Below are 24,957 nucleotides of genomic sequence, written 5' to 3' on the forward strand. Positions count from 1 at the left end.
CGCTTTATGGGGTAAGGGGATTTTGTGTCTGCGACATTTCTGTTGTGCAAGAAATATGTACAATAAAATGAATTTTGTCGCTTTGCAAGCAAAATCCCACTAAACCCTATAGGTTGCGGATTTGAGGGTTTTTAGGAAATCCGGCTCTGTTTATTTTAAATGATGTTAAGGAGTTCTGTAGACTAAGTCCATTCCAAGTCATTATATTGAAAAGATTTATAAGTCCTCCAAAACGATCAGTACTATAATCTGAATCGCCTTTCAACTCAACAAAGACAACAGGTGTTTCTAAGCCAAGACATGGTAATGCACAATGTATTCTGGATGTAATAACACAAGCAGCTTCAGAATATTTCTTCACTAAAGACTCTGCATAATTCAATTTATCTTGCTGGCTTGGGTATTCCTTTTGAATATCATAGTTATATTGATTTATATATTCGGCATCGACAAGCATCTGTCTATCAAACACCTTACTATACTGCATCAGGAAAAAAGCATTATAAAATAATGACTTCAATCCTTTTTCATGCTTTTTGTATGTAATCTTTCTTATAGATGTCCAATGGAAAGCAAGATATATGAATGTTTTTAGAGATAACAACTTATGATGTGCAATAAGACCTGCCGTAGCACAATAAGGTTCGACAACATACACATTATCACCTCGCTTCTTTGATTTGTATTTTTGTCCAAGGGTCAAAGTCATACATCCACTGAAATATGCATCAACTCCTTTATCTCGTAATAAACTTGCTGATTTGGTATCACGACATCCTATTGGCTCATGTTTTTTTAAATATGATATACTCTCATCATCAAGGAATTTAGGAAGTCCGCAACGATTTATATGCAATGCAACAAACAATGGATTGATTTTTTCTGATGGGGGCCAATTTTCAGGATGGTTCATATACCAGCCATTCATTATCATCTTTATTTTCTCCCCATCATATTTCTTAAGATCTGTTTCTCGCTCAAGAAACACATCTGTAGAAGGAAGAAACTGCTTTGCTGCCAAAGCCTGGACATAATCCCCGATATTGATTTTCTCGTCAACGCCTGTGCTGACAACCATTAATCCGTATTTCATTTTTCTATATTTTTTCAAATTTTATAATCTGCATTTTATCTTGTTTCACCAATATTCTCCTTTTAACAGGAGTTTTATAATAACTCTTAAGACTTTTTTCTATCATATCAAGATATTGCTCATAATCAGAATTAATCATCATCGGAAGGTTATTGTCTACATAAGACTTATACCCTTGATAATATTTTTTAGTATGCGGAGAATTTACAGTCCATCCAACTCTTACAAATTTCTTGCCAACAAGGGAATTACATTCTGTCCAAACATTCATACGGCAATATGTTGCATTATGAAAAAGGATCTTAGAATCATCTATTTTTGCACAAAGAGCTTGACATATTTCAGATTGTTTAATATATGTCTTATTCTGTTTTATTGCATATTGCGCATCTTTTAATTTAAGATATGCCCCCCCAGAAAGCAAAAATGCCATTAGCGTAAGTAAGTAGGACTTTTTTATCTTATTATGAATTAATATACTACAACATGCTATTAGACTCGCTGTTAGTATTAGCATCACAGGCTCTTTAGGCCTTGAAATGGACATTGTATAAAAATTTGCCAATAAAAACATCACAAAAGAAGCTAAAACAAGAATAATACCCTTTCTATCTCTTATTGCAAACATACAGACAACAGCTAATAATACAAAACCTATTATGATACGCAACATATATGCATATGTATAATAATAGGGTTTTATGTTTTGGGCGATGTTATAAAAATACCTATGACTTAAAAAGTCTGTGGAAATCTTTAAATTCCTTGCGTTAAGGATAGTACCATCATTTACCCTATATTCGTTTAACAAAACCAATTCACTTTTCTCATCCTTATTAGCATATAAATTAACACAATCAGAAGCAGACGGATTATCATTTATTTTCATTCTCAAAGCGTTATATTCACAATACTTTTTCCAATCATTGGAGCGGTTATAGTACCAACTATTGAATGAAAAAAGAAATATTAATATCAGAATGAGTAATGCATTATAAATAAACATCATTTTCTTATGCTTCAGAAATATACAGATCAATAATGGAAGAAATACACAATAGGGTATAACTACGGCCTGAATTCTCAATATTGCACCCATAAAAAATAAGACTATGGAAAAAACAAGGTTTTTCTTGGCAATAACACTATCTGACGTTGAATATAATGCAATAGAGGCTAAACCGAGTTCACCTGCTACGATCGTATAATCGGGTTGTATAGCAATGATAAAACAAACTATGGATACAAGAATACAAGCTAAACTTTTTATTATCTTATTAAACTTCCATTGAAGTAACAAATAGATAAATATATTAGTACACATCAAATTGCAAAAATACTCATAAACTGCATACCAGGCAACATGACTGTCAAAAGTATATAACATTTTAAGCAGAAGGCCATGTAGTATATTTGTATATATTGTATACTCACTTGGCTTACCCGTATATACACCAGAAGAAAAGAACTGCATTAGATCATTGTCCAATGTAAAATGCACACATGGAAATACCAATGGTATTACAATAAATACAATATTCAATGCAACAAGAACTATTATTTGTTTTTTATCAAGCATATTATCCTCCTATTACCAAACTAGTCATTTTAAATTTTAACGCCATACGAGTTAAATAAAACGAAAGAAACAATACAATAAAAAACTGTAGTAATGGATACAAAACGTAATGTCCCATATATGGATGCAACAGTTTACATGTATTCATTTCTTGTATTAATATATGATGAATTATATATATTCCCATACAACATTTGTCAACTTGTTTAAACTTTTCTGATATATTTATATGAAGACCAGCCTTTACAGCAAAAAAAACAGACACAACAACAAATAATGCTACTAAACGGAGTACGATTTGATTGCTTGTACAAATAAACAATGATATAAACAACAAAACAGCAATAAATAAACTTCCATAAATTAAATTAGAACTTATATTTGTTTTTGAAATGATTCTATGTAATGCTATCCCTATTATATAGTATGGCATAAACCTTACATAAAAAAACAATCCTAACGTGAACCTCATACCTATAAAGCCAACTATATAGTCAGAAAAAGCAATAGATAAAAAAGATATTGCATACAATATTCCATATGCGTATTTTGAATTAATACATTTATCAAAGATATACATAGAAATATATGCCTCAAATATAAAAAGGAGGAACCATAAATGTGCTACTCCATTGAGGATTTCCGAATAGTGAAAATTTTGAAATAACGTTACATATAGTGCCCAAAAAAGATATGGGATCATTACACGTTTTACTTTTTTACATACAAATTGAATGGTATTGACGTATCTACCTCTCTCAAACAAATAAGAATACAGGAAGCCAGATATAATAATAAACAATGGCATATGAAAATACCGTACAAAACAAGCAATGTCATTCAACATAGGGACTGTTTGCCACTTTACCCCCCCGACCAAATATCACTGTAACCACATAAACAATGATAAAAGACAACAAGTATCATTGCAGACACCCTAAGTACACTTATATAATCAAGTCTGTTTTTATCCATAAAATTAATCCATAAGAATGGCTTCTATATTATATCGTGGGCGTTGTTTACTTTCTATATATATTTTTCCGATATATTCTCCGACTATTCCCAAACCCATCAAAACACATCCAGAACAGAACCATATTGAAAGCATCAAAGAAGACCAACCTTTCACAGTAATTCCTGTAAAGTATGAATATAGAATCCATGCTAATACACAAAATGCAATAAAAATGAAAAAAACGCCAAGTATCATAATCAGACGAATGGGCTTGACTGAAAATGAAGTAATTCCATCAATCGCAAAATTTAGCATCTTGGACAATGGATATTTAGATTCTCCTGCAAAACGTTCTGCACGATTATAATAAACATTATCTGTTTTATAACCGAGCAAAGGAACTAATCCTCTTATGAAAAGATTTCGCTCCTTGAACTGTAACAAGAATTTCAAGGCTCTTTTACTTAACAATCTGAAATCAGCATGATTATATACAGTTTTAGCCCCCATAATGTGCATGAGTTTATAAAAAGCCAAGGCTGTGTTACGTTTAAAGAAGGAATCGGTTTTCCTTTCATTTCTGACACCATATACAACATCACATCCCTCATGGTATTTTTTTACCATTTTAGATATTGCATTTACATCATCTTGTAAATCGGCATCAATAGAAACAATCATATCTGATTTCTCTACAGCAACAGACATTCCGGCCCACAAAGCATTCTGATGACCAACATTACAAGCAAGATTTACACCCTTTACATACTTGTTTACCGCATTGCAACTAACTATTAAAGGCCATGTCCTGTCTTTACTGCCATCGTTAACGTACAGAATGAAACTTCTCTCTGAAATCAACTTTTCGTTTATCATTGATTTCATCAGTTCTGTCAACCGGGTTGTTGTCTCCTCCAAGACAGCTTCTTCCTTATAACAAGGAACAACAATTGCTAATATATTATCTCTCATTTCAACAAAATAAGTCTAAAGTTTATAAACGCCTCACATAGCTCTACATTCTCGTTTGTGTAAGAACAAGAGATTGAAGTTTCTGAATGATACTTGTGAAATATTTAATCAATGAACCCTTATATTTATTTCAATACCCTTCTCTATATACTCAGCCTGGTTGCAACGAACCTTCTGACCGGTATCCATATCGCTCTCTGCCATGATCTTCACAAATTCCTCGAAAAAGTGGTGTTAGGTTTCCAGATGAGCTTTGCCTTTGCCTTGGTAAGATTGCCCCAGAATTTGGCTATATCTATCTACTGGCATATCAGGGATTTGTTCCTTGACAATATTGATACATTTCTCGTTTGTCACTACCCACATATTCTCAACAGGGCAGATTGGCTTCAATCTATCTACTGTCAATTGAATAAGGGAACGTCCGACTCCCATCACATCAATGAATTGTTTTGGGTAGTCGGGTGTTGACATAGGCCAGAAACGGTTTCCTATACCACCAGCCATGATTATGATTTGAGTGTCGTTGATTTTATTCATAAGCCACATTTTTATGTATAGGCGTATTTACTCCTATACATATTTTTATCTCAGACTCTCCTGATACCACTCATAGAGTTTCTTCACGCCATCCTCTATCTCGACTTTGTGGGTCCAGCCGAGGCTGTGAAGTTTATCCACAGAGATGAGCTTTCTTGGGGTTCCATCTGGCTTGGTAGAATCAAACTCAACCTCACCCTCGAAACCTACTGCCTTTACTACAAGCTCAGAAAGTTCACGGATGGTAAGCTCCTTACCGGTTCCCACATTGATGTGGCAGTTGCGAATCTCACCGAGAGATGGGATAGCACCGCCACGGCCCTCAGAGTTGTTTCTATCCACAGCACCATCTACCTTGGCACCATAGAATACAGAACTGTACTTCTCGATACCGATGATGTCCTTGAAATCTACATTCAGGAGCACATGAACACTGGCATCAGCCATATCCTCGCTCCAGAGGAACTCACGCAATGGCTTACCTGTTCCCCAAAGCACCACCTTGTTGTCGTAGATACCATAGAACTCCACTGCCTTCAGAATGCGCTCATGAGAGTTGCTTCCATCCACATTACCCTCTCCGATGATTTCGCGAAGCTTATCAGTAGGGTTGATAGGACGCTTGTTCATATCTACCTCGATGCTGTGCCAGTCGCCATCGTGGATAAGCTTGGCAAGATAAATCTTGCGCATCATCGCAGGCATTACGTGGCTGTTCTCCAAGTGGAAGTTATCGTTAGGACCATAAAGGTTGGTTGGCATCACAGCGATATAGTTGGTACCATACTGAAGATTGTAACTCTCGCACATCTTCAATCCGGCTATCTTGGCGATGGCATATTCCTCGTTGGTGTATTCTAATGGAGAAGTGAGGAGCACATCCTCGCTCATTGGCTGCGGAGCATTCTTTGGATAGATGCAGGTAGAACCAAGAAAGAGGAGTTTCTTTACGCCATGAGAATAGGCGTTGCTGATTACGTTGCACTGCATCTTCATGTTCTGCATAATGAAGTCGGCACGATAGAGCGAATTCGCCATGATTCCGCCCACGAAGGCAGCAGCCAATACTACAGCATCCGGCTTCTCCTCATCAAAGAACTTCTCTACTGCATACTGGTCGGTCAAGTCGAGTTCTTTGTGAGAACGACCCACCAGATTATGATAGCCTCTCTTCTCGAGGTTATTCCAAATAGCAGAACCCACGAGTCCGTGGTGTCCTGCTATGTATATCTTACTATTCTTGTCTAACATATTACTTCACGATTCCCTTTTCCAAGTATTCTGCAAGATTGCAGCGAACCTTCTCGCCGGCAGCCTCAGCAGCTACCTTAGCCATATCACTCTCAACCATAATCTTGACGAGATCCTCGAAAGATGTGGTGTTAGGATTCCAGTTGAGCTTAGCCTTAGCCTTTGTTGGGTCACCCCAGAGATTCACCACATCGGTAGGACGATAGAAGTCAGGAGAAACCTCAACGAGCGTCTTACCGATGAGTTCCTCAGGACCCTCAACGCAGATACCCTTCTCGTTCTCTTCCTTGCCTTCCCACTTCAGTTCGATGCCTACATAGTGGAAAGCCAACTGAGCGAACTCACGAACTGAGTGCTGCTTACCTGTTGCAATCACGAAGTCCTCTGGCGTCTCAGCCTGGAGAATCAGCCACATACACTCTACATAATCCTTGGCATAACCCCAGTCGCGGAGTGAATCCAGGTTACCGAGATAAAGCTTGTCTTGCTTGCCCTGCTTGATGCGGGCTGCAGCCAATGTAATCTTGCGGGTTACGAAAGTCTCACCACGGCGCTCACTCTCATGATTGAAGAGGATACCTGAGCAGCAAAACATGTTGTATGCCTCACGATACTCCTTGACAATCCAGAAACCATACTGCTTGGCAACAGCGTATGGAGAATAAGGGTGGAATGGAGTGTTCTCATTCTGAGGAACCTCCTCTACCTTACCATAAAGCTCAGATGTTGATGCCTGATACATGCGGCAAGTCTTCTCCAAACCACACTGGCGGATAGCCTCCAGGATACGGAGCACACCTGTGGCGTCAACATCGGCTGTAAACTCAGGAGAGTCGAAGCTCACCTGTACGTGACTCTGAGCAGCAAGATTATAAACCTCTGTTGGCTTCACCTTGTTCATTACCTGGATGATGCTCATAGAGTCACCGAGGTCGGCATAGTGAAGGTGGAAATTAGGTTTACCTTCCAGGTGTGCGATACGCTCACGGTAGTCAGTAGATGAACGACGGATTGTTCCGTGGACATCATATCCTTTTTCTAATAGTAACTCTGCCAAATAAGAGCCGTCCTGGCCCGTAATACCCGTAATGAGGGCTACTTTTCTATTATCCATGAAATTTTTGATAGAAATTAATAAATATTTGTGTTGATTTTAATGCCTATTAGTATAAACAGTTTTGGAAAAGTTGAATTACTTTCCAAACTCTTTAATCCTCTGTTCCTCCTTCAAAGAGCAGACAAGCAGTTGTCCATTCTTCTCGGCTACGATATAGCCATCCAAGCCTTGGACTACCACCTTGCTTTCATCGGCTGCATGAACCACGCAGTTCTTGCATTCATACAAGCGGATGTCCTTGCCTACCTTGGCATTTCCAGCCTCATCTTGTGGGAGTAAGGTACGGAGGCTACCCCAACTACCTAAGTCGCTCCAGCCGAACTCGGCTGGCAGGGTATAGATTTCCTTCGACTTCTCCATTACCGCATAGTCGATGCTGATCTTCTCGCAGGTTGGGAAGAGTTTGCCGACAACCTCTTTCTCCTGTTCGGTATAGAAAGAAGGTGCCATCTCATCCATAATGCTGGCAAGATTTGGTTGGAAGGTTCGGATTGCCTTGCTGATGGTATCGATGTTCCATACGAAGATTCCAGCATTCCAATAGTAATTGCCAGCGGCAAGGTATTGCTCGGCAGTTTTCAGGTTTGGCTTTTCCTTGAAAGCCTCAACCTTGTAGATTTCATCTACTGATGTTGGCTCTGCTGAGGCTATATAGCCATAGCCTGTTTCTGGGCGGCTTGGCTTGATACCGATGGTAACAATGGCGTTCTTATCGGATGTATAGCTCAATGCCTTGCTGAGCACTCGCTGATACTCCGAGGTATTGATCACCAGGGCATCGGATGGTGTCACCACGATGTTGGCATCAGGATGCTTCTTCTGGATCTTCCAGCAGGCATAAGCAATACATGGAGCTGTATTGCGAGCCTCCGGCTCTGATAATATGTTATCTACTGGCATGTCAGGGATTTGCTCCTTGACTATGCGAATGTTTTTCTCGTTTGTCACTACCCACATGTTCTCGACAGGACAGATTGGCTTCAATCTATCTACTGTCAATTGAATGAGGGAACGACCGACACCCATCACATCAATGAATTGTTTTGGGTAATCGGGGGTTGACATTGGCCAGAAGCGGCTGCCTACGCCGCCAGCCATAATAATGATTTGAATATCGTTGAAATTATGCATAAAGCTTTTTCTTTTACCTCTTAGTCTCCTTAAAGGAAATGTTGTTTCTAAAATCATCCCGTCCTTCTTTACCATTAAAGAAGGCTCCACCTCTCTTCTCGGTCTTCTCCCCTCAGGGAAGAAGAGGAAACCGCTCCTCCTCGTCGCTCTTAACCGCTACGCTATAAGGTTGGCGGACCATCAAAGGTCTACGCCAGTTTTTGTGGGATGGGACCGCCTTAATGCAATGTTTTCTATACCTAATCTTAAGCCTTATTTACATGAATCAGCAAAAAGCAGAGACTAGTAATAAATATATTGTTATCTTCTCATTAACTTAGCTGCAAATTCAAAGAAATCAGCAACGTTCTTGAAATTATCAAACTGTTAGCAATATAGGATTGCATTAGACTTGACACTTTCTTTTCAATTGATTTCAAATACTCATTTCTATCACTCTCCCAAATTGTAGCATCCTCAATCTCCGGCAAAAGAAAGAACTCTATCAAATAATCTATCAGGTGAGTCAACATACAGACTAATGGTGTTGTATGAAGGGATGACACTTATTTGATTCAAGCACATTGCCTGCTCTCTTCTCAAAAAGGCAAATCATCAGAAGCACGCATTTCAGCAACTTCATATGTGGCAAAATGACTATTCCAATCATTAACATTCACATACTTCAATAATTCTTCTGAACCCGTAAAAAGACACGTTGCTATTTTTAAGGTTGCAACCTTGCCATCTCCACCATTATCATTAGTCCACTCATAATAATCATCCAATGGAGTCATATTCAAACATTTCACATAACCACGTGCCGACAACAAAGCTTCCAAATCAGCTAAAGTATTTATATAAAACTTGTAACTGATATGTAACTTGTCTTGAAGAAAGGACAACAACGGATGATTCAATATTAATATTTCCCTTAGTTGTTCTGTTTTTCCTTCATTCTTTTGTGAAAAAACATCAACTAATTGATTGAGTGTCTGAGAGGTTTTGAATAGTTGCTCTATCACATTGGCCTCCTTCACTTTATTTTGCTCATCTAGAAATCTTTTAAACAACCCAGCAAATTGTTCCTTCAAATACTTTGTTATATCTGTAGTACTCTCAAAAGCCTTGATATTATTGTTTACCTTCAACTTATTGACTTCCTCAATGAACTCATAAATCTTACTAGAATCCACATATTTATACTTTATCTGGTCATTACCTTTATTCAACAAATATGTCTGATACTCAGCTAGCACGGAATTTTCTATAAAGATATAGATTTGCTTATTCTCCTTAAGAGGCGTCTTCAATTCTATTTGAGAAATCGAATATGGACCAGTAACGGATTCTGAACCCAATCGTCCACCTATGATTGACACCAAAATGTCACAGTTTTTTATCTCATCATAGCAGTATTTTTCTAATTCTGCATCTTTCCCATAAGGAATATCACCCTCTTCATTTCTGATAGGTTCATATCCCAAGGACATGATAAATTGATCTAAATCCTGACGAACTTGGCGCAAGTCATAGAAGGTAGAACTTATAAACACTCTTGGTTTTGCCATATCTTATACGTTATTTTTCTTATACCATTCATCCATCTCAACATTGATGATATTTCCATGATAACAATCATGTTCTGCATTATTACTAAACAGCTTTTTATTGTCGTCATTTAGATTCGAATAAAATATTTCCGAAATCATAATCGGATTATCAAAATATGTCTTGTTACCATAACTTGCCAATCTAGTAGCATTTTTCAAAACAGGCCCAAAGAAAGCTCTCGATATGGTATCGCAATCACCTTTCACATCAAATAACAAGATGCGGTCGTAACATACGCCTATCCCCCATCGGAAAGTAGGCCATTGTCTCTTCGACATTTTGAAATTTAATGTTTTAAGTAAACTGTTCAGTTGAGCAACCAAAGTTATCAGCTCATTAATATCATTTTTATATCGAGTATCAAATATCCCCCAAATAGCACTATCACTACTATTTATATCTTGGCATAACTTGGTAGATTCAAACAGCGAACAAACCTGCGTAACCAGACTCCTATATAATTTAGCGTATAAGATACGTTTGTTTCCGTCCGTCCAATCTTGCATCACCCTTATATCAACATATATTACTGAGCAATAGGCATAAAGTGATTTTTTGATTATATTTTCCGAATCATCAGGAAGTGCATTTTGCTCTGTAACAGTAGTCACATCACCATCCAGAATAAGCTCCATTTCTCTTAACGATTCTTCAAAAGAATAAACTTTATATGTTGGTTTCATGAATCTTAGAAATTATATTTTTCCATCCTCTATAGAATATACTCCTTGCCTTTCATTTTATCCAATAGTATTGATGAAAGACACACCATTCTGATTCTCTATAATCTTAGCAGCTTTGGTGCTACTTATAGTAATCATTGTAGAATGATGAATGCTTAGAACCTTATCTTGTAACTCAGCATTATCCTCTAATGCCGTTATATTCAATCCAAGGTTTCGAAGATAATCAATATGAAGATGGCGGCTATGAGACTTTGTTAAAGCATGGCTTCCTATATTTTCAACAACATTATCTGCTTTGTCTTCGGCATTAGGAATACCATCAAACATATTATTCATCAACCATTGTTTCACCAAACCATTAGACCAATCTATTACCTTTTGGCATTCACCCACTAAAGTTGGAGTATATTTCGATAATATAGGTCCCCAAACTTGTGTACCTACCGGATTAACTTCATTCTCATGCTTGATATTTTCAAACTCCTCAATGATTCCATGCGCCCTATACATACAGTACTGGGGGTCTATCGGTCCCAAATTAGAATGCTTTCCCATGATTATCTCTTTTGCACTGCAAGAAATCATAGTACCTGCCGACATAGCCATTTGAGGGATAATAACACGAATGTCTTTTCCAAAGATGCTTTGAAGATATACTACCAAAGATTCCGTAGCAGATATATCACCTCCAGGAGTATGCAATATCAAATCCAGTCCTTTGGTTTTATCAAGCTGATATATACAAGTCATGAAACCAGTCTTGTCATTATCATTGATACCAAAGTCAAAAGTACCATTAGCCATCAAAGACTTTTGCAACCATGCAGAATAATAGAGTATTGTATTTCTACCAGTATAATCACTCAGCTGTTTAAGATATTCTCTTCGTACCAAGTCGTATTGACTAGGCATATGCCCAAATCTATCCAATATTTCATTCCATGATGCCATAACTTCAAGTATTATCAGTTACACAAACTTCTATATTATGCTTAATTGTGGGATTCATTGGATACCCTTTATAGAGTGTATCCTTTTGAACCAGCAAGGAATCTTTCAGAATGCTATCAAACAACACCTCAGCTTCCTTGATTATATTGTTATATTTTTCTTCCATCATATATTGATGTTACTGTTAATTTGCAACAATTCTTCACTCATCCGTTCTTTTTCCTCTCGAAGTTTCTTAGTTTCTGACTTGATTCTTAAGGTTTCCTGCATTATTGCCTTATTCTCTTCCTTTAAAGAAACCACAGCAGATTCCAAGGCAGTAGCCTTTAGTTCCAACTCTTTTGTTAGAGCTTGGTGAAAATCAGCCAAGGACGCATGTTTCATAGAGAACAAACGTTCCACCTTTCATCAAGACGCTTTAGAGCCTCCTCTATTTTCTGCCAAGAAGCAACAAAGTCAGGATCATCTGTTTTAATCGTCGTAAATATATATTTTAGATTGTATTCCATTGTTACCATAATTCCGACATATAAGATTTTGGATGGAAAGGATAAATACTTAATGTGTTAAAACCTTACGCTGTAATGGTGATGTACCATAATTAATTTTAAATATCATAACTACCTTATCCATAAGACTTTGAAAAGTCTACTATTAGATATTATTCTTCCGCTAACTAGCAGTTTGAAGTCTATGCAAGTCACGCATTTTCTTTAAAGATCTTTTCCAATCACCACCTCTTTCTTTCACTCTAGATTCTGCCAACATCCCATTTTCAACTGCTTTATACAACAGTTCTTCCAAAGTTGGAACATCATAATACACGTAATTATCAACACATTCAATTTCTTTCTTGATAAACTCTGCTAGAAACCCTTGATGCCAAAAATCCTCCAAGATCAAATTAGTATGCTTATTATTCATACTATCAAAATACGATAATCCTAATTCTTCATGCAAAGCAACTGTCCATTTATACCTTTTCTGAATTTTAGACAAATCTATCTTCACAATGTACAATTCCTCGATTTTAGACCTAGTCATCGCTAAAGCCAATGCTAAATTATCAATTTCTTCTGAATTAATAGAATTTCCAGAAAATTTCCATACAGACAAATCATGATCGATTGTCGATAATTCTGATATTGCGTCAGAATCTAAAGCAGGCTTAGCAAACCAAGTTTGCTCAGATATTTTTCTTAAATAGTACATCTTTTCTCCAATGATGATAAAAGTCTCTTATATTTAATGTTTAACCACGGTTCAATTGGTTCTTGATACTTTTTTAATAGTGACAAGCTTTCCTGGTTTCCCCAATGCCCCAATAGGCGGAATACAGCAGAAACTACTTTTATTGATTTTACTGAATATGCAGCAGCTGCAATAAGTTGAGAATAAGGACGTAAATATTCATAATCATAGTCTCCTAGCAAAGACAATATCTTTGTTAACAAAACCTCATCTAACGAATCTTCTTCCAAACCTTTTAGGAAATATTCTTGAAGGAGCGTCATCGTCATATCCTTATTAATTTCTAAGAACTCTTTCATTTTATCAGTTGCAGCATTATATTCACCATCCTCAAATTTTGCATGTTTTATTATATTTAAAAACAATGCTCTATTTTTTATTTTAAACTCTTCATCTGATAGCGGCTGAACATTGACAATAAAAGACGTTTTATTTTGACTAAACAGCGTTTGCTCTATATAACGATACAGTTGATTCGAATCAGAATCAAAGGATAAATAATCTAAGACACCAGAAAATTTATCTATGTCAAATAAACTTTGCCCAACAACATCCGAATGTCCATTACGTAGCTGTTCCAGCAAAGAATAATCAATAAAATTATCTTCTATTGTCATTATACTGTTAATATTAACGTTCTACTTCTATCTAAGTATTCATTAATTATATCTGCTGCCTTCGTCCAAAATATTGATATACTCTTTTTTAAAACATCAACATTAATACCTAATGGAGTATTAACCTCAGCAGATAAGAGTATTGCATCTTTTGCTGGCGAACCATTTATTCCTATTTGGTTTCTTGAAACTGTATAAACCTTGTTTATAACAATAGTATTATCTTCACTTAGATGACCTCTCAAAACTTTCTGCATTTGCCACTCAATTGGTTTTTCTTCTGAACCGTTAACAAAAAGTCCATAAGCTTTATCTATTTGTGCTATGTCAAAGAAATAAGCTTCCGAATCAAATAAGGCAAGACGTACAATTGGTGCTTTTATTAGACCTTGGAGAATTGAAGTTGCCTGATTCACTAATACCAAGAAATCCCCCATTGACTCGTCTTTCTTCGAACTTATTATCTCGATACGATCAGGACCACTTGTAATTTTAAAAGAATCATCAATTTTTTTCATTTCAAAGGTATTTACAGGCTCCTGTACGATACCTTGAGGAGTTATTTTCAACGACATTCCTTTATTAATAGACGGTAGCAATTTCATGGTAGAAAAAGCTTTTGTATATTCAAATACTTGCTGCTCGTCAATAATTCCACTTGGAGGTGTCACAAATAATGTAGCCTTCCTATTTAACACAGTCTTATCAATATTTTTTTCCATTGTATATAATTTTATGTTCTAACAAATATAAACAATTTGTAAATTAACTTTAAAAGCACTAGTATCTACATATAATATTTTGAAGTATCAAAATGCAGTTCTATTGAACTTTCGTCTAAATTCCATTTTCCTAACTTATTCTTTAGAAACCTAACGGTAGCCAAAGTAGGAAAACTCATAACTATGCCAGTTTCATCTTCACTATCCATATAAATAGTAACAACAGATTTAAACGATAGCTTACATGTTAGAAAATGTTCGTCTTTCATAGAGTCATCTATAGACATATCAAAAATATCATCAACTTCATAATGATGCCCCAAGGAATCTAATTCAGAGTCTATGTTTTGCCATAAATATGACAATATATGAGTAGAAACCTTATCTAACGAAATATCTAAAGAATTCTGTTTTAACCCCGAAGTCTTCTGCATCAAGATTGCATTTCTTAGGGCGTAAAACATCTTTGTTTCTGAGCCTTTACCACTAGTGGATGCATAATCAGATTTCTCACCAAATAAACTTTCAGCCAATGCTTCTGGAACTCTTTTTAAAATATTTTTCACTTGGTCACAATAAGGTTGATTTACAACCCCTCTTTCATTTTTTAACCCATCTATGACTGTAACAGGCAATAATTCACGAATCGGTTTCATCAACCGAATGAAAGCACCGACACCTGTAGTCTTACAAATAATCGTTCCTATATGATTGTTTCTATCTGGCCAGTATTTATTAAAAGAATATCTTACTGCTATAAAATATGACAATAGTTCAACAGCCATGAAGGTAACATTCGAATCTTTAGACAACGGATTGCGATATATAGACCAAATTCCATTCAAGCGGAAATTTCTCATTAATGCCTCTACAAAAAATGCTTGTGAGACATATCCTTTTCCTGTTCCCAACATTTTTATGTTACCATAAAATGGAGAAGATTTATTAACATTGAGATATTTAGTCAAACTATGCGCTAGGAAAATATGATTTTGTTGCCACTTGCTTGGATCTTCCTGATAATGAGAACCAAAGACCTCATAATAAAGAGATTTGTTTACAGATTTTTGCATAAAATTTACATTAACAAAAACCTGTCCTTGCTCCCAAAGATCATAATTAACCAACAATACGCAATTAAACTTATAGGTATCTAAAAATGCTATGATTTGCTCTTCCTCTGGTGTTTTCAGTAGAAGTCTCTTCAACTTATCATACAATGAAATCATTGCCATCATACGATGTTGTCCATCAACAATAAAGACATTGCTGTTGAGCGCTATATCACATGAACCTTCATTTATAGATATAGTGTTACCATCTTCTTCATTAAAGGCCAATATTAAAGATGAAGGAAACAAAGCTGTTACTGAATAACCTAATTTTTCAGAAATGATACTTTCACGAATATATTTTTCTATACTAGCTATTCGTGAAGGTTCTATTCGACGTTGGTAATATTCATAATTAGCCTTAGCTATTACTTTTTTATCATCTCCATAATGTGAGTTTGGGTTTGCCTTACAAGTAAATAATACCGATTCATGCAGATTTTTAAAAGGAATTAACGCTTGCAAAACCATCTTCCCTGCATTAGGATGCACTTGCTGTATATACGCCTTTATCATGACTCACCTCCTTTGCTTACTGGTTTGTTGCCAAATGGCTGAGGTTCTGGCTGTGGTTGACTAGGATTGCCTTGAGGTGTTCCTTGAGGTTTTATCCTTCTATTCAACTCCGCAACCGCAGGTTCCAAGAGATTTATTTTTTTCTCGATTTCATCGATTTGAGCTACCTTTTGATCCGTAAAAGAAACCATAGCTTCCTCTATTTCTTTAGATACAGTTGGCTTTACTGTACCCAACAAATATTCCTGATTATGCTTTTGCTGCAGTTCTTTCAGTTCTTCGGAAAAGGCTTTTTTAGCACTGCTTTCGGCTAAATCTTTCGCCTTATCTTCTATCGCTTGCATTTTGTCGTACCCAAAGAATCCTACTATTGATACTATAATTCCAAGTAAAATTCCACCTATAGCTAAAAAATCTTGAGTTTTAGCTTGTTGGTCTATAACATACTGGTATTTATCTGCCAAAAGCTGCTCGTCTTTTGTTAAAACGCCAACAATAGAATCAGCCATCGCACGAGTCTCAGGTGTGACCATCCACGTACTGTCTGCCTTTACCATAAAGGTAATTTCTGTTCTATTGGTAGTATGTTTCATTCCTGATGCATACAAAACCAATCCTAACAATAGTGCCACAGCACAAAGGAACAATAACAGTTTTGGTAAACCTTTCATCATTATATATTGCGTTAGTATGAATATCAGCAATACAGCGTACCCATAGTATTTACTAGGATATTGCCATATTATTTTTTTGAAAACATTATTATCATTTTCATGGTAAAGGATTGCTAAGCACGTATATCACCAATACAGCGTTCCCCCTCTATATTACAAGTAGTTACACCTATCAGTTTTTTGAAAAAAGTTATTTTGTATCGTGTGCAGGGTGAAAGATAACTAAGCACACTCCATCACCTCTATTATTTTTTCAATTCCTTACCAGAAAAAGTACCATACGATTTTCCAGAAACTTCACCTTGTTTGTAATAATCGCCAAACATCTTCAACACAACATCAACATCAGCTTCTTCTTCCATACAGATTTTACCATCTACAATTTTTAAAGTATCACCGTGCTGTTTGCAAACTCGTTTCATTTGACGAATATCTTTTTCTGTCACATTTTTATAGGTGCGAAGCATTCCTATTTTTACAAGTTTTTTATGTACAGAAGGTTTGATATCTATGACTGCTTTTAACTTTTCTATGCCAGAAAAAGTATTTGTTTCCTCCATTTCTTCTGCTATAATCTTAGCCTTTTCTGCATATTCCTCTTGCAATCCCATCATCTGTTCAAAATTAAATTTCTTAATCACATAGAATATGTCTTTATAGAATACACAGTCTATCTGTTTATCCAGAGTTAATGCATCACCCTTTAACTGTTGAAGCATTAAGCTTTCTGGATTAAACCAAGCTAAGAATTTTGCTTTGAGATTGGCCTCTCGTGTATCGATGGCTACAGAACTAGCTTGCATCTTACGAAATGTATAAACCCATTCGCCAGTTTGTACATCTTCGAAACCGACACAATAGGCCCATAATTTTACCTCATCATTTTCCAAATCACGAATACTTTTTATCTTTGGAATATCTCTTTGCAATTGATTGGTAACAACATCTTGAAAAGAAAACACCTTATTCTGTATCGGATATGAAAATAGATTTTCTGTATCATCATTCAAAACATCATAGTCAACCATCTCATAGTTTTTGTCAACTATAGATTTCAGTTGACTTATTGATGTATCATAAATATATTCCCTTAATTCCTCATCGTTATCAACTTGGAAAACATGATAAAGATATTTTTCATGCGCTCTTGCCTTAGGCTTCATTTTAGGCTTAAGCGCTCTTGTTATAAAAAACAACTTTGTATCATCAACGCTGGTCGAAGATATTAAATTCAACAATTCCTCTAAATTCATTTCTTGTTTATTTTATTAACATAAAACAATTTATACCCAATATTGTATATCTTTATATTATCACTTTCATAGATATCTCTAAATGGAGAAATCATGAGACCTTGCTTTCGTTGTCCCTGTTCTTCGTATTCCATCTCAAACAAAGAGTATTTGCAATTTAAGACAGGATTTACTAAAAGCAGACTTGAAGTGACATATATCCTATAAATAATAATCAAGAGTATCAATAATGGTATTATGTCGCCTAACTCGTCAAAACTCTGAAAGAGAAATGGTATGATATAAGTTGCTATATAGCCTATAGATTCTGCATTTTTATTTGAAATACTCCTAACCGTCACATTATTGCCATTTTTAGAACTAGAACGAAGTATCTTTAAAAAGAGCATAGTTCCTAATGTCACTAAAACAAGTAAGAGCCCCAAGAGTATCGACAAGCCGAATTTATGTAGCAAGCACAGAATACTCGTCTTGCCAAAACCTGCAAAATGTAAATAGGAACGGTTATAATATAGCTGTCTAACTATTATACATACAAACAAAGGTGAATATGATGTTAAGAACAAAATCAACTTTGGTACTGTACGCAAATAATTTGTACGCAAAACACTAACCATAGCCAACTTTTTATATATCACCAATACAATGTCACCACTATATTACAAGTAGTTACACCTATCATTTTTTTTAACTTAAATTTTGTTTCTCATTGCAGTATCGCTCTGCGCTTGTCGTCGCTCGAATGAGGTTTTTCGAAAATCACCCCGTCCCTCTTTACCCTTAAAGAGGGCTCCACCGCTTTCCCCAAGCCCCTTTCCCCTCAGGGAACAGGGGATGTAACCGCCCTCCGGTGCTCGGAACCGCTACGCTATAAGGTTGGCGGGGCATCAAAGCCCTCGCCAGGTTGTGCGGGATGGGACCGCATGGCTAACGAAAAGGGTACTAGTGCATCAATCGCTGTACAATACCGGCTAACTCATCAGCATACGAAGCGGTATCTTCTACATATTCCTTATTTACAAGTATGTACAAAGATAAATCATTTCTTCTAAAATGCTCGAACTTGTCATCAGAAGCCGTTGAAAGCACGAAACGACGATAAAGACGGAAACGACGGATCACTCTCACTTTTATCTATCAGTTGAAAGATAAAAGGATAACCATCAGACATCAATCGCTCCATTAGATTAACTTCTTATAAACAGGTATTGCTACCTTATCCATTTCTTCTTTCGAAACCTTAACAACTCCGGGAGTTGCATCAAAATAATCTACAGGATAACGATACTTGCCATTTGGCATCAAAACCTTAGTTACACGGCGAAAGAGAGAGATACCCTCTTCTGTAACTATCTTTGTTATCGTCTTATCAATAATCTTTCCCATAATTCTTTATTTTTATTTCAATTTCACCTGCAAATATAAGGGTTTTCTATGAAACAACCAAATTCTTAGAGGAGTTTTTGCTTCTTGCTCTAATCGCCTCCAGATTAACGTATATCACCAACACAGCGTCACCACTATATTACAAGTAGTTACACCTATCAGTTTTTGAAAAAAGTTATATTTTGTTCCCCATTGCAGTATCACTCTGCACTGGTCGTCGCTCGAATGAGGAATATTCAGGATTGTGACAGCAGTAGCTACGCCACCTTTATTGGTTTAAAATATTCAACAACTCAGCAGGAGTATAAACGGGTAAAGAAGAATTCGTAAAATCCTTCTTGTTACGAGTTACAATACAATCTCCCTCAGCTCGCAAAGCTGTGGCATTTTGAGTTGCATCTTCATAATCCTTCCAATCAGAAGAGAGCATTTCAATTACCGTATTGCCTTGCAAGTCCAAAACATCTACAAAATTCGACACCGCCAGAAGAGTTTCTTTTACATTTTGATACTCATACTTGTGTGCTATATACATGGCTGTAACATAAGACAAAGCTGATGTCATCAACTTTATGTCTCCTGTTATTCCAAGGGCAAAGAGTTTATCTGCATCTTCAGAAAAGCCCTCACGATTTACAACGAAATCTATTAAGATATTCGTATCTATAAAAACTCTCATAATGCATATTTTTTATCAACCAACGCATCTAAGCTATTTTCATCTGCCGGTATCGGCTTGCCACCTTTTGCCTTTAATGTTTTAACATAAGACAAAGCATCATTAAACTCAGCAGTTTCTAATAGCTTTTGCTTAGGTTGTACCTTTTGCAAAAACATAGAAATCGCCTTTTCTATTGCAGCTGTCACACTAATATTATGTAATTTAGCATAACTTTCTGCACCTTTATATATATTGCTGTCAATTGCTATTGTGTTCATAATTGTATCTCCTTTTTGCCTGCAAATATAAGAGTTTTTGATGAATCTACCAAATTTTTGGAAGAGATTTTGCTTCTTGCTCTAATCACCCCCAGATTAACGTATATCACCAATACAGCGTCCCTACTATATTACAAGTAGTTCACCTTTCTATTTTTTGAAAAAAGTTATTTTTGTTCCTCATTGCAGTATCGCTCTGCGCTTGTCGTCGATTGAATGAGGTTTTTCGAAAATCACCCCGTCCCTCTTTACCCTTAAAGAGGGCTCCACCGCTTTCCCCAAGCCCCTTTCCCCTCAGGGGACAGGGGATGTAACCGCCCTCCGGTGCTCGGAACCGCTACGCTATAAGGTTGGCGGGGCATCAGAGCCCTCGCCAGTTTTTTTTATGCGGGATGGGACCGCAGGGGTGAATACTTATAAAATGGTGGTGCGGGATGAGACCGCAGGGAGACTTAGTTGCTATTCGACTTTTGACAGGATTACATCTGGAGTTGTTCCCATCAGTGTTATAGCGGATATCTTGTGCCCACCATTGGCATTTAATGAATGACCACAATGATAGAGAGTATCATCTATGATGAGCCAGCGGTCATGAGACTCGTTACTCCATTTTCTGATGTCTATATGATTGTTGGGGAAGAGACGGTCATGTTCCTCCATCAAGCGTTGCATTCCTTGTCCTACACCTACTGTGTAAATTGTGGCTGCTACATTTGGCTTACGAACATCAAGTACACTTAGAGTTAACGATGAAACATAGCCATCTATGATGATTACTCGATGGTTTGCGGTACGAATTAAATTCTCTAAAGCTACTCTTGCTGTATAGAAATCACCTTCAAAGAAGACCATCTCTGCTGGAGGGGTTGAGGTTCGAATGAAGAAGTCGAGCTGCTGTTGCTGCTTAGCTTGGACATCTTCAATATGGGACATACGTTTATCCATATTCTCCTGTAGGGCTATCAAGTGACGATTTACGGAATAACCTTGAAGAAGGTATTGGCGCAAAATAGATGTAGCCCAAATACGGAATTTTGTACCTTTTATAGACTTTACCCTATAACCAACAGATATTATAACATCTAGATTATAATAATCAACCTGATATGTTTTGCCGTCTGAGGCAGTGTAGGCAAATTTTGCCCAAACTGAATCTTTCTGCAATTCTCCTTCTTTAAATATAGTTCGCACATGCTTACCTATAACACTCCTATCACGTCCAAATAGCTCTGCCATTTGGTCTAAAGAAAGCCATACTGTTTTGAAAGTTCCATCTATTTTTACATGAAGGGAAATACTCTCATCTGGTTGATAAAGTACTATCTGTGAATCATCAGCCTCTGGCTGTATATTATTGTCGTTTGCCATAATCATACATTTTATTGCTTATATAGTGGAAAAAGTACGATTATATTTCGTAATTACCAAGGAATTATGAGAAATTCTTTCGACTCCCCTGTCCCCCTCTTGCGAAGAGGGGGTCCTTAACCCACTCCCAAGCCCTCGCCCTTTCCAAAAGGGCAAGGGATGTAACCGCTCCTCCCCGTCGCTCTTAACCGCTATGCTTTAAGGTTGGCGGGGCATCAAAGCCCTCGCCAGTTTTTTTATGCGGGATGGGACCGATTTGCTATAACTTACTATAACATTTTACTCAGATAACTCATATTAGTGGGCTACCAGCCAAAAATGTCACTATGTGTACCTGTATCGGTTAAAATCAGAATCAATTCTTTATCATTTTGTTTCCAAACTAAAAGCCAATCGGAAGTAATATGACATTCCATACATCCTTTATAGTTTGACTTTAAAGGATGTGGTATATTCTGGTTGAATACTTAACGGTATATTTCATTATTCCGCAAGACTCTTCATTAATTCATCCAAATCATTAGTCGCAAAGAGTTTTTCATTCTTTGCTGCTTCTAATGCCTTGTCTAATCTACAAGCCTTAGGGGCTTTTTGCTTTTTGGCAACCCACCCGAATTTCTTAATCAATGATTTGAAAAGAGAAATATCGGTTGTAGGGACATCTAATGTATATGTAGCTGTATTCATAATTGTATCTCCTTTTTTGACTGCAAATATAAGGGTTTTCTGTGAAACTACCAAATTTTGGGAGGAGTTTTTGCTTCATGCCCAAGCTGTAACAGTAGCTATTTTTATTAACGTACGCAAGACGCCCCTAAGTGACGGCTTACCCATATTTTTTAGACTCCCCTGTCCCCCTCTTGCGAAGAGGGGGTCCTTAACCCACTCCCAAGCCCTCGCCCTTTCCAAAAGGGCAAGGGATGTAACCGCTCCTCCTCGTCGCTCTTAACCGCTGCGCTTTAAGGTTGGCGGGGCATCAGAGCCCTCGCCAGGTTTCTTATGCGGGATGGGACCGCAGGGGGACGGCAAAAAATATAAGTTTTTTTAATTACTCCGACAGATACTTAACTATCCAAGGTTTCAACTCTGGAATATCAACTTCTATCGTGTCCCAAAGGCTTTCGGGATCTATTGTATAATAACCATGCACAAGGACATGGCGCATCCGTTCTATCTGACGCCAATTTACATCAGAATGAGAATCACAAAATTCTGTTGAAAGCATATAGACAGCCTCGCCTATTACTTCCACCAATTTGGTAAAGCCATAAAAGATGAGCTTATTCTTCTTGATATCTTCAAAAGTATATTGAGCATGAAACTCCTCTATACTTTCTATCGCTTCAAGAATATGCTCTAACCTTCCCCTATCTCTAACTTTTTCTCTCATAAATCAAGAATTTATCTTGGTTGGCTGTTTCTTGAGCAAACGGGAGAAGACGATTAGCCTCTACTATATCCACCTTGCGATGAAGCAAGTCTTCCAAATTCAACATAATACCTGCTATTTTCATCAGAGAAATTCGATTATGCTGACGATCATACTCTACAAGAATGTCTATGTCACTATCAGTAGTTTCTTCTCCTCGTGAGCATGAACCAAAGAGCCAAGCCTTTGTTATTGGCTGGCTACCAAAGAAATCTTGTATCTTTGGAATCATATTTTGTACATTCTTACTTATCATAACAGCGTAATTTTATTGTTTTTAATGGAGCTTATACTCCATTTCTCTGTTCATTATGCAAATATAAGGGTTTTCTGTGAAACTACCAAATTTTTGGTGGAGTTTTTGCTTCATGCCCAAGCTGTAACAGTAGCTATTTTTATTAACGTACGCAAGACGGACCTAAGTGACTGCTTACCCATATTTTTTCGACTCCCCTGTCCCCCTCTTGCGAAGAGGGGGGCCTTACCCTATACCCAAGCCCTAAATCCCTACCATAGGGATTAGGGATGTAACCGCTCCTCCTGTCGCTCTTAACCGCTGCGCTCTAAGGTTGGCGGGGCATCAGAGCCCTCGCCAGGTTTCTTATGCGGGATGGGACCGCAGGGGTGAATACTTATAAAATGGTGGGGCGGGATGGGACCGCAGGGACGCTATAGCTGATTTTCAAGTTCATCCACTACTTCGTCTCTCAGGGTTTGAGGGACTGTGGCTGCACTCACCATGATGCGTAACAGGGAGTCTTTTAAGAGTTGCTCCTCTTCCTTTAGCTCGTTGCCCACAAATTTCAAATTCCGTAATAGTACGAGCCTCGTGTATATATTCGCAATGCTCTCCAAAGTTAATGTGCCATCGTGATGGGGTAACTTCGAAAGAGTACGGGGATTCATCTGTAGAAATTGGGAAAACTGACGGATGGAAGTGAAACCCCATCTCTTCTCTATCTGGCAAATTTCTTCGGCAGCGGTGGCAATCCACCTATTCGCCCCTCTATTCGCCTGCTTTTCCATCTTCCATACCGTGAATTATCGAACATCGCGTCCTGACTAAAACAGAGGGTATGATTTTCCGATGGTTTTTGTTAAAAGCTTTTAAAAGCAGTGAGCAGAAGTTAAGGATGATGCACTCATAGGTGCATCACGTGATTTTCGAAGAAGTATATATTTGCAGCATAATCAGTTGACTGATAAACATGTTTTACTATATAATATAATAAGGTATATGAAGCTAAAAGCAACTTATACTCGCCGTATCTTGGCGATGATGTATTTCCCCGACTGCGAACCTGCGAATGCTGTGCGCCGTCTGACCAGCGAAATTAAACGCTGCGTGGAACTGTATGAACTCCTGACCGCTAAGGGCAGAAACTTCGACCGCAAGCAGATTCTCACCATCCGTGAGGTGAAACTTATTGAGGAATTTCTGGGCGAACCAGCATGCTCTATTGAAGATGTGCTTTAATGTACTCTCATGATGCGCATCGTTAGGTTGCTCTAAAGAACGACATTCAACGACACACTTCGACAGATGCCCCTGAGCTGATGTTGTATCTTTGCACCAGCTAAACGAAGAACGAAGAGTGAAGAGTGAAGAATTCGACACCTGGGTACACTCAACAGTCCTTGTTCGGAATGAAGCAAATATATTTAGTATTAATTTTTTAAACAACTTCAAACTATGAGTAAATCTTACAAAGTGTTTCCTCGTACCCTTACCATGGGTGAGAAAAAGGGTCAAACTGTTTATTCTGTTCGTCCTGTTAGTTACGGTACTTTGACTACCGAAGAGGTGGCTAAGCAGATT

The 24,957-nt window shown here is 37.2% G+C and carries 27 protein-coding genes and 2 pseudogenes; 1 reads left to right on the forward strand and 28 read right to left on the reverse strand.

Annotated features, from left to right (window positions below; all coding sequences use genetic code 11):
* Window positions 1–106 precede the first annotated feature (106 nt).
* From EXN75_RS14660 to EXN75_RS14795, 28 genes and pseudogenes are all read right to left on the reverse strand, one after another.
* A complete protein-coding gene (locus EXN75_RS14660; RefSeq protein WP_134844373.1) occupies window positions 107–1,093 on the reverse strand; it encodes a polysaccharide pyruvyl transferase family protein in 987 nt (328 codons plus the stop codon).
* A gap of 4 nt (window positions 1,094–1,097) precedes the next feature.
* Complete coding sequence (locus tag EXN75_RS14665) at window positions 1,098–2,672, reverse strand: hypothetical protein (protein ID WP_134844374.1); 1,575 nt, start codon at window positions 2,670–2,672, stop codon at window positions 1,098–1,100.
* 1 nt (window position 2,673) lies between these two features.
* Window positions 2,674–3,519, reverse strand: coding sequence for an acyltransferase family protein (locus tag EXN75_RS18695; RefSeq protein ID WP_134844375.1), 846 nt, complete (start codon window positions 3,517–3,519; stop codon window positions 2,674–2,676).
* 132 nt (window positions 3,520–3,651) lie between these two features.
* A complete protein-coding gene (locus tag EXN75_RS14675; RefSeq protein ID WP_134844376.1) occupies window positions 3,652–4,602 on the reverse strand; it encodes a glycosyltransferase family 2 protein in 951 nt (316 codons plus the stop codon).
* A 303-nt stretch (window positions 4,603–4,905) separates the two neighbouring features.
* A pseudogene (locus EXN75_RS14680) lies at window positions 4,906–5,142 on the reverse strand (sugar phosphate nucleotidyltransferase); the annotation flags it as partial.
* A 45-nt stretch (window positions 5,143–5,187) separates the two neighbouring features.
* Window positions 5,188–6,393, reverse strand: coding sequence for a GDP-L-fucose synthase family protein (locus EXN75_RS14685; protein WP_134844377.1), 1,206 nt, complete (start codon window positions 6,391–6,393; stop codon window positions 5,188–5,190).
* A gap of 1 nt (window position 6,394) precedes the next feature.
* Window positions 6,395–7,507 carry a GDP-mannose 4,6-dehydratase gene (gmd, locus tag EXN75_RS14690; RefSeq protein ID WP_134844378.1) on the reverse strand — a complete coding sequence of 371 codons (1,113 nt, stop codon included), beginning with the start codon at window positions 7,505–7,507 and terminating at the stop codon, window positions 6,395–6,397.
* 78 nt (window positions 7,508–7,585) lie between these two features.
* On the reverse strand, window positions 7,586–8,641 hold the full coding sequence (locus tag EXN75_RS14695; RefSeq protein ID WP_134844379.1) for a mannose-1-phosphate guanylyltransferase: 1,056 nt from the start codon (window positions 8,639–8,641) through the stop codon (window positions 7,586–7,588).
* Between the two features lie 578 nt (window positions 8,642–9,219).
* Window positions 9,220–10,191: a DUF4062 domain-containing protein gene (locus EXN75_RS14700; RefSeq protein WP_134844380.1), complete on the reverse strand. Its 972-nt coding sequence runs from the start codon at window positions 10,189–10,191 to the stop codon at window positions 9,220–9,222.
* Between the two features lie 3 nt (window positions 10,192–10,194).
* Window positions 10,195–10,917, reverse strand: coding sequence for a hypothetical protein (locus EXN75_RS14705; RefSeq protein WP_134844381.1), 723 nt, complete (start codon window positions 10,915–10,917; stop codon window positions 10,195–10,197).
* A 57-nt stretch (window positions 10,918–10,974) separates the two neighbouring features.
* A complete protein-coding gene (locus EXN75_RS14710) occupies window positions 10,975–11,871 on the reverse strand; it encodes an SDH family Clp fold serine proteinase (RefSeq protein WP_134844382.1) in 897 nt (298 codons plus the stop codon).
* A gap of 165 nt (window positions 11,872–12,036) precedes the next feature.
* Window positions 12,037–12,273, reverse strand: coding sequence for a hypothetical protein (locus tag EXN75_RS14715; RefSeq protein WP_167639542.1), 237 nt, complete (start codon window positions 12,271–12,273; stop codon window positions 12,037–12,039).
* Between the two features lie 270 nt (window positions 12,274–12,543).
* The gene (locus tag EXN75_RS14720) at window positions 12,544–13,083 is read right to left on the reverse strand and encodes a hypothetical protein (RefSeq protein WP_134844384.1); all 540 of its coding nucleotides are present in this window, start codon (window positions 13,081–13,083) and stop codon (window positions 12,544–12,546) included.
* The gene (locus EXN75_RS14725) at window positions 13,071–13,739 is read right to left on the reverse strand and encodes a hypothetical protein (RefSeq protein ID WP_134844385.1); all 669 of its coding nucleotides are present in this window, start codon (window positions 13,737–13,739) and stop codon (window positions 13,071–13,073) included. Before EXN75_RS14725 ends, EXN75_RS14720 begins: the two co-directional genes overlap by 13 nt.
* Entirely contained in the window at window positions 13,739–14,461 is a 723-nt protein-coding gene (locus tag EXN75_RS14730; protein WP_134844386.1) for a hypothetical protein, read from the reverse strand. The genes EXN75_RS14725 and EXN75_RS14730 overlap by 1 nt, the downstream gene beginning before the upstream one ends.
* A gap of 65 nt (window positions 14,462–14,526) precedes the next feature.
* Window positions 14,527–16,089: a DGQHR domain-containing protein gene (locus EXN75_RS14735; protein WP_134844387.1), complete on the reverse strand. Its 1,563-nt coding sequence runs from the start codon at window positions 16,087–16,089 to the stop codon at window positions 14,527–14,529.
* Window positions 16,086–16,763 (reverse strand): hypothetical protein, encoded by a 678-nt coding sequence (locus EXN75_RS14740; RefSeq protein WP_134844388.1) that lies wholly within the window; start codon window positions 16,761–16,763, stop codon window positions 16,086–16,088. The genes EXN75_RS14735 and EXN75_RS14740 overlap by 4 nt, the downstream gene beginning before the upstream one ends.
* A gap of 245 nt (window positions 16,764–17,008) precedes the next feature.
* Complete coding sequence (locus tag EXN75_RS14745; RefSeq protein WP_134844389.1) at window positions 17,009–18,016, reverse strand: Kiwa anti-phage protein KwaB-like domain-containing protein; 1,008 nt, start codon at window positions 18,014–18,016, stop codon at window positions 17,009–17,011.
* A gap of 942 nt (window positions 18,017–18,958) precedes the next feature.
* Window positions 18,959–19,144 carry a hypothetical protein gene (locus tag EXN75_RS14750; protein ID WP_134844390.1) on the reverse strand — a complete coding sequence of 62 codons (186 nt, stop codon included), beginning with the start codon at window positions 19,142–19,144 and terminating at the stop codon, window positions 18,959–18,961.
* 54 nt (window positions 19,145–19,198) lie between these two features.
* Window positions 19,199–19,402 (reverse strand): hypothetical protein, encoded by a 204-nt coding sequence (locus tag EXN75_RS14755; protein WP_134844391.1) that lies wholly within the window; start codon window positions 19,400–19,402, stop codon window positions 19,199–19,201.
* A gap of 268 nt (window positions 19,403–19,670) precedes the next feature.
* On the reverse strand, window positions 19,671–20,081 hold the full coding sequence (locus tag EXN75_RS14760; RefSeq protein WP_119229823.1) for a type II toxin-antitoxin system VapC family toxin: 411 nt from the start codon (window positions 20,079–20,081) through the stop codon (window positions 19,671–19,673).
* Complete coding sequence (locus tag EXN75_RS14765) at window positions 20,078–20,341, reverse strand: hypothetical protein (RefSeq protein ID WP_118118341.1); 264 nt, start codon at window positions 20,339–20,341, stop codon at window positions 20,078–20,080. Before EXN75_RS14765 ends, EXN75_RS14760 begins: the two co-directional genes overlap by 4 nt.
* A 459-nt stretch (window positions 20,342–20,800) precedes the next feature.
* A complete protein-coding gene (locus EXN75_RS14770; protein ID WP_134844392.1) occupies window positions 20,801–21,709 on the reverse strand; it encodes a virulence RhuM family protein in 909 nt (302 codons plus the stop codon).
* A 305-nt stretch (window positions 21,710–22,014) separates the two neighbouring features.
* Window positions 22,015–22,155: pseudogene (locus EXN75_RS14775) on the reverse strand (type II toxin-antitoxin system YafQ family toxin); the annotation flags it as partial.
* A 37-nt stretch (window positions 22,156–22,192) separates the two neighbouring features.
* Entirely contained in the window at window positions 22,193–22,396 is a 204-nt protein-coding gene (locus tag EXN75_RS14780) for a hypothetical protein (RefSeq protein ID WP_134844393.1), read from the reverse strand.
* A gap of 361 nt (window positions 22,397–22,757) precedes the next feature.
* Complete coding sequence (locus EXN75_RS14785; RefSeq protein ID WP_134844394.1) at window positions 22,758–23,099, reverse strand: HepT-like ribonuclease domain-containing protein; 342 nt, start codon at window positions 23,097–23,099, stop codon at window positions 22,758–22,760.
* Window positions 23,083–23,394, reverse strand: a complete 312-nt coding sequence (locus tag EXN75_RS14790) for a nucleotidyltransferase family protein (RefSeq protein ID WP_089545413.1) — start codon at window positions 23,392–23,394, stop codon at window positions 23,083–23,085. Before EXN75_RS14790 ends, EXN75_RS14785 begins: the two co-directional genes overlap by 17 nt.
* 413 nt (window positions 23,395–23,807) lie before the next feature.
* Window positions 23,808–24,164: a hypothetical protein gene (locus tag EXN75_RS14795; RefSeq protein ID WP_134844395.1), complete on the reverse strand. Its 357-nt coding sequence runs from the start codon at window positions 24,162–24,164 to the stop codon at window positions 23,808–23,810.
* Between the two features lie 211 nt (window positions 24,165–24,375).
* Here EXN75_RS14795 and EXN75_RS14800 point away from each other — a divergent pair, with 211 nt between their 5' ends.
* Entirely contained in the window at window positions 24,376–24,615 is a 240-nt protein-coding gene (locus EXN75_RS14800) for a DUF4248 domain-containing protein (RefSeq protein WP_134844396.1), read from the forward strand.
* Window positions 24,616–24,957 lie beyond the last annotated feature (342 nt).

The organism is Segatella hominis (assembly GCF_004535825.1).
Lineage (GTDB): Bacteria > Bacteroidota > Bacteroidia > Bacteroidales > Bacteroidaceae > Prevotella > Prevotella hominis.

Coding starts and splice junctions, on each gene's coding strand:
- EXN75_RS14730 (WP_134844386.1), bottom strand. CDS start 14,461: ATGGAAAAAAATATTGATAAGACTGTGTTAAATAGGAAGGCTACATTA.
- EXN75_RS14700 (WP_134844380.1), bottom strand. CDS start 10,191: ATGGCAAAACCAAGAGTGTTTATAAGTTCTACCTTCTATGACTTGCGC.
- EXN75_RS14800 (WP_134844396.1), top strand. CDS start 24,376: ATGAAGCTAAAAGCAACTTATACTCGCCGTATCTTGGCGATGATGTAT.
- EXN75_RS14710 (WP_134844382.1), bottom strand. CDS start 11,871: ATGGCATCATGGAATGAAATATTGGATAGATTTGGGCATATGCCTAGT.
- EXN75_RS14665 (WP_134844374.1), bottom strand. CDS start 2,672: ATGCTTGATAAAAAACAAATAATAGTTCTTGTTGCATTGAATATTGTA.
- EXN75_RS14705 (WP_134844381.1), bottom strand. CDS start 10,917: ATGAAACCAACATATAAAGTTTATTCTTTTGAAGAATCGTTAAGAGAA.
- EXN75_RS14735 (WP_134844387.1), bottom strand. CDS start 16,089: ATGATAAAGGCGTATATACAGCAAGTGCATCCTAATGCAGGGAAGATG.
- EXN75_RS14765 (WP_118118341.1), bottom strand. CDS start 20,341: ATGAACACAATAGCAATTGACAGCAATATATATAAAGGTGCAGAAAGT.
- EXN75_RS14745 (WP_134844389.1), bottom strand. CDS start 18,016: ATGAATTTAGAGGAATTGTTGAATTTAATATCTTCGACCAGCGTTGAT.
- EXN75_RS14720 (WP_134844384.1), bottom strand. CDS start 13,083: ATGTACTATTTAAGAAAAATATCTGAGCAAACTTGGTTTGCTAAGCCT.
- EXN75_RS14675 (WP_134844376.1), bottom strand. CDS start 4,602: ATGAGAGATAATATATTAGCAATTGTTGTTCCTTGTTATAAGGAAGAA.
- EXN75_RS14785 (WP_134844394.1), bottom strand. CDS start 23,099: ATGAGAGAAAAAGTTAGAGATAGGGGAAGGTTAGAGCATATTCTTGAA.
- EXN75_RS18695 (WP_134844375.1), bottom strand. CDS start 3,519: ATGTTGAATGACATTGCTTGTTTTGTACGGTATTTTCATATGCCATTG.
- EXN75_RS14780 (WP_134844393.1), bottom strand. CDS start 22,396: ATGAATACAGCTACATATACATTAGATGTCCCTACAACCGATATTTCT.
- gmd (WP_134844378.1), bottom strand. CDS start 7,507: ATGGATAATAGAAAAGTAGCCCTCATTACGGGTATTACGGGCCAGGAC.
- EXN75_RS14755 (WP_134844391.1), bottom strand. CDS start 19,402: ATGGGAAAGATTATTGATAAGACGATAACAAAGATAGTTACAGAAGAG.
- EXN75_RS14740 (WP_134844388.1), bottom strand. CDS start 16,763: ATGATGAAAGGTTTACCAAAACTGTTATTGTTCCTTTGTGCTGTGGCA.
- EXN75_RS14685 (WP_134844377.1), bottom strand. CDS start 6,393: ATGTTAGACAAGAATAGTAAGATATACATAGCAGGACACCACGGACTC.
- EXN75_RS14770 (WP_134844392.1), bottom strand. CDS start 21,709: ATGGCAAACGACAATAATATACAGCCAGAGGCTGATGATTCACAGATA.
- EXN75_RS14660 (WP_134844373.1), bottom strand. CDS start 1,093: ATGAAATACGGATTAATGGTTGTCAGCACAGGCGTTGACGAGAAAATC.
- EXN75_RS14760 (WP_119229823.1), bottom strand. CDS start 20,081: ATGAGAGTTTTTATAGATACGAATATCTTAATAGATTTCGTTGTAAAT.
- EXN75_RS14725 (WP_134844385.1), bottom strand. CDS start 13,739: ATGACAATAGAAGATAATTTTATTGATTATTCTTTGCTGGAACAGCTA.
- EXN75_RS14695 (WP_134844379.1), bottom strand. CDS start 8,641: ATGCATAATTTCAACGATATTCAAATCATTATTATGGCTGGCGGCGTA.
- EXN75_RS14790 (WP_089545413.1), bottom strand. CDS start 23,394: ATGATAAGTAAGAATGTACAAAATATGATTCCAAAGATACAAGATTTC.
- EXN75_RS14795 (WP_134844395.1), bottom strand. CDS start 24,164: ATGGAAAAGCAGGCGAATAGAGGGGCGAATAGGTGGATTGCCACCGCT.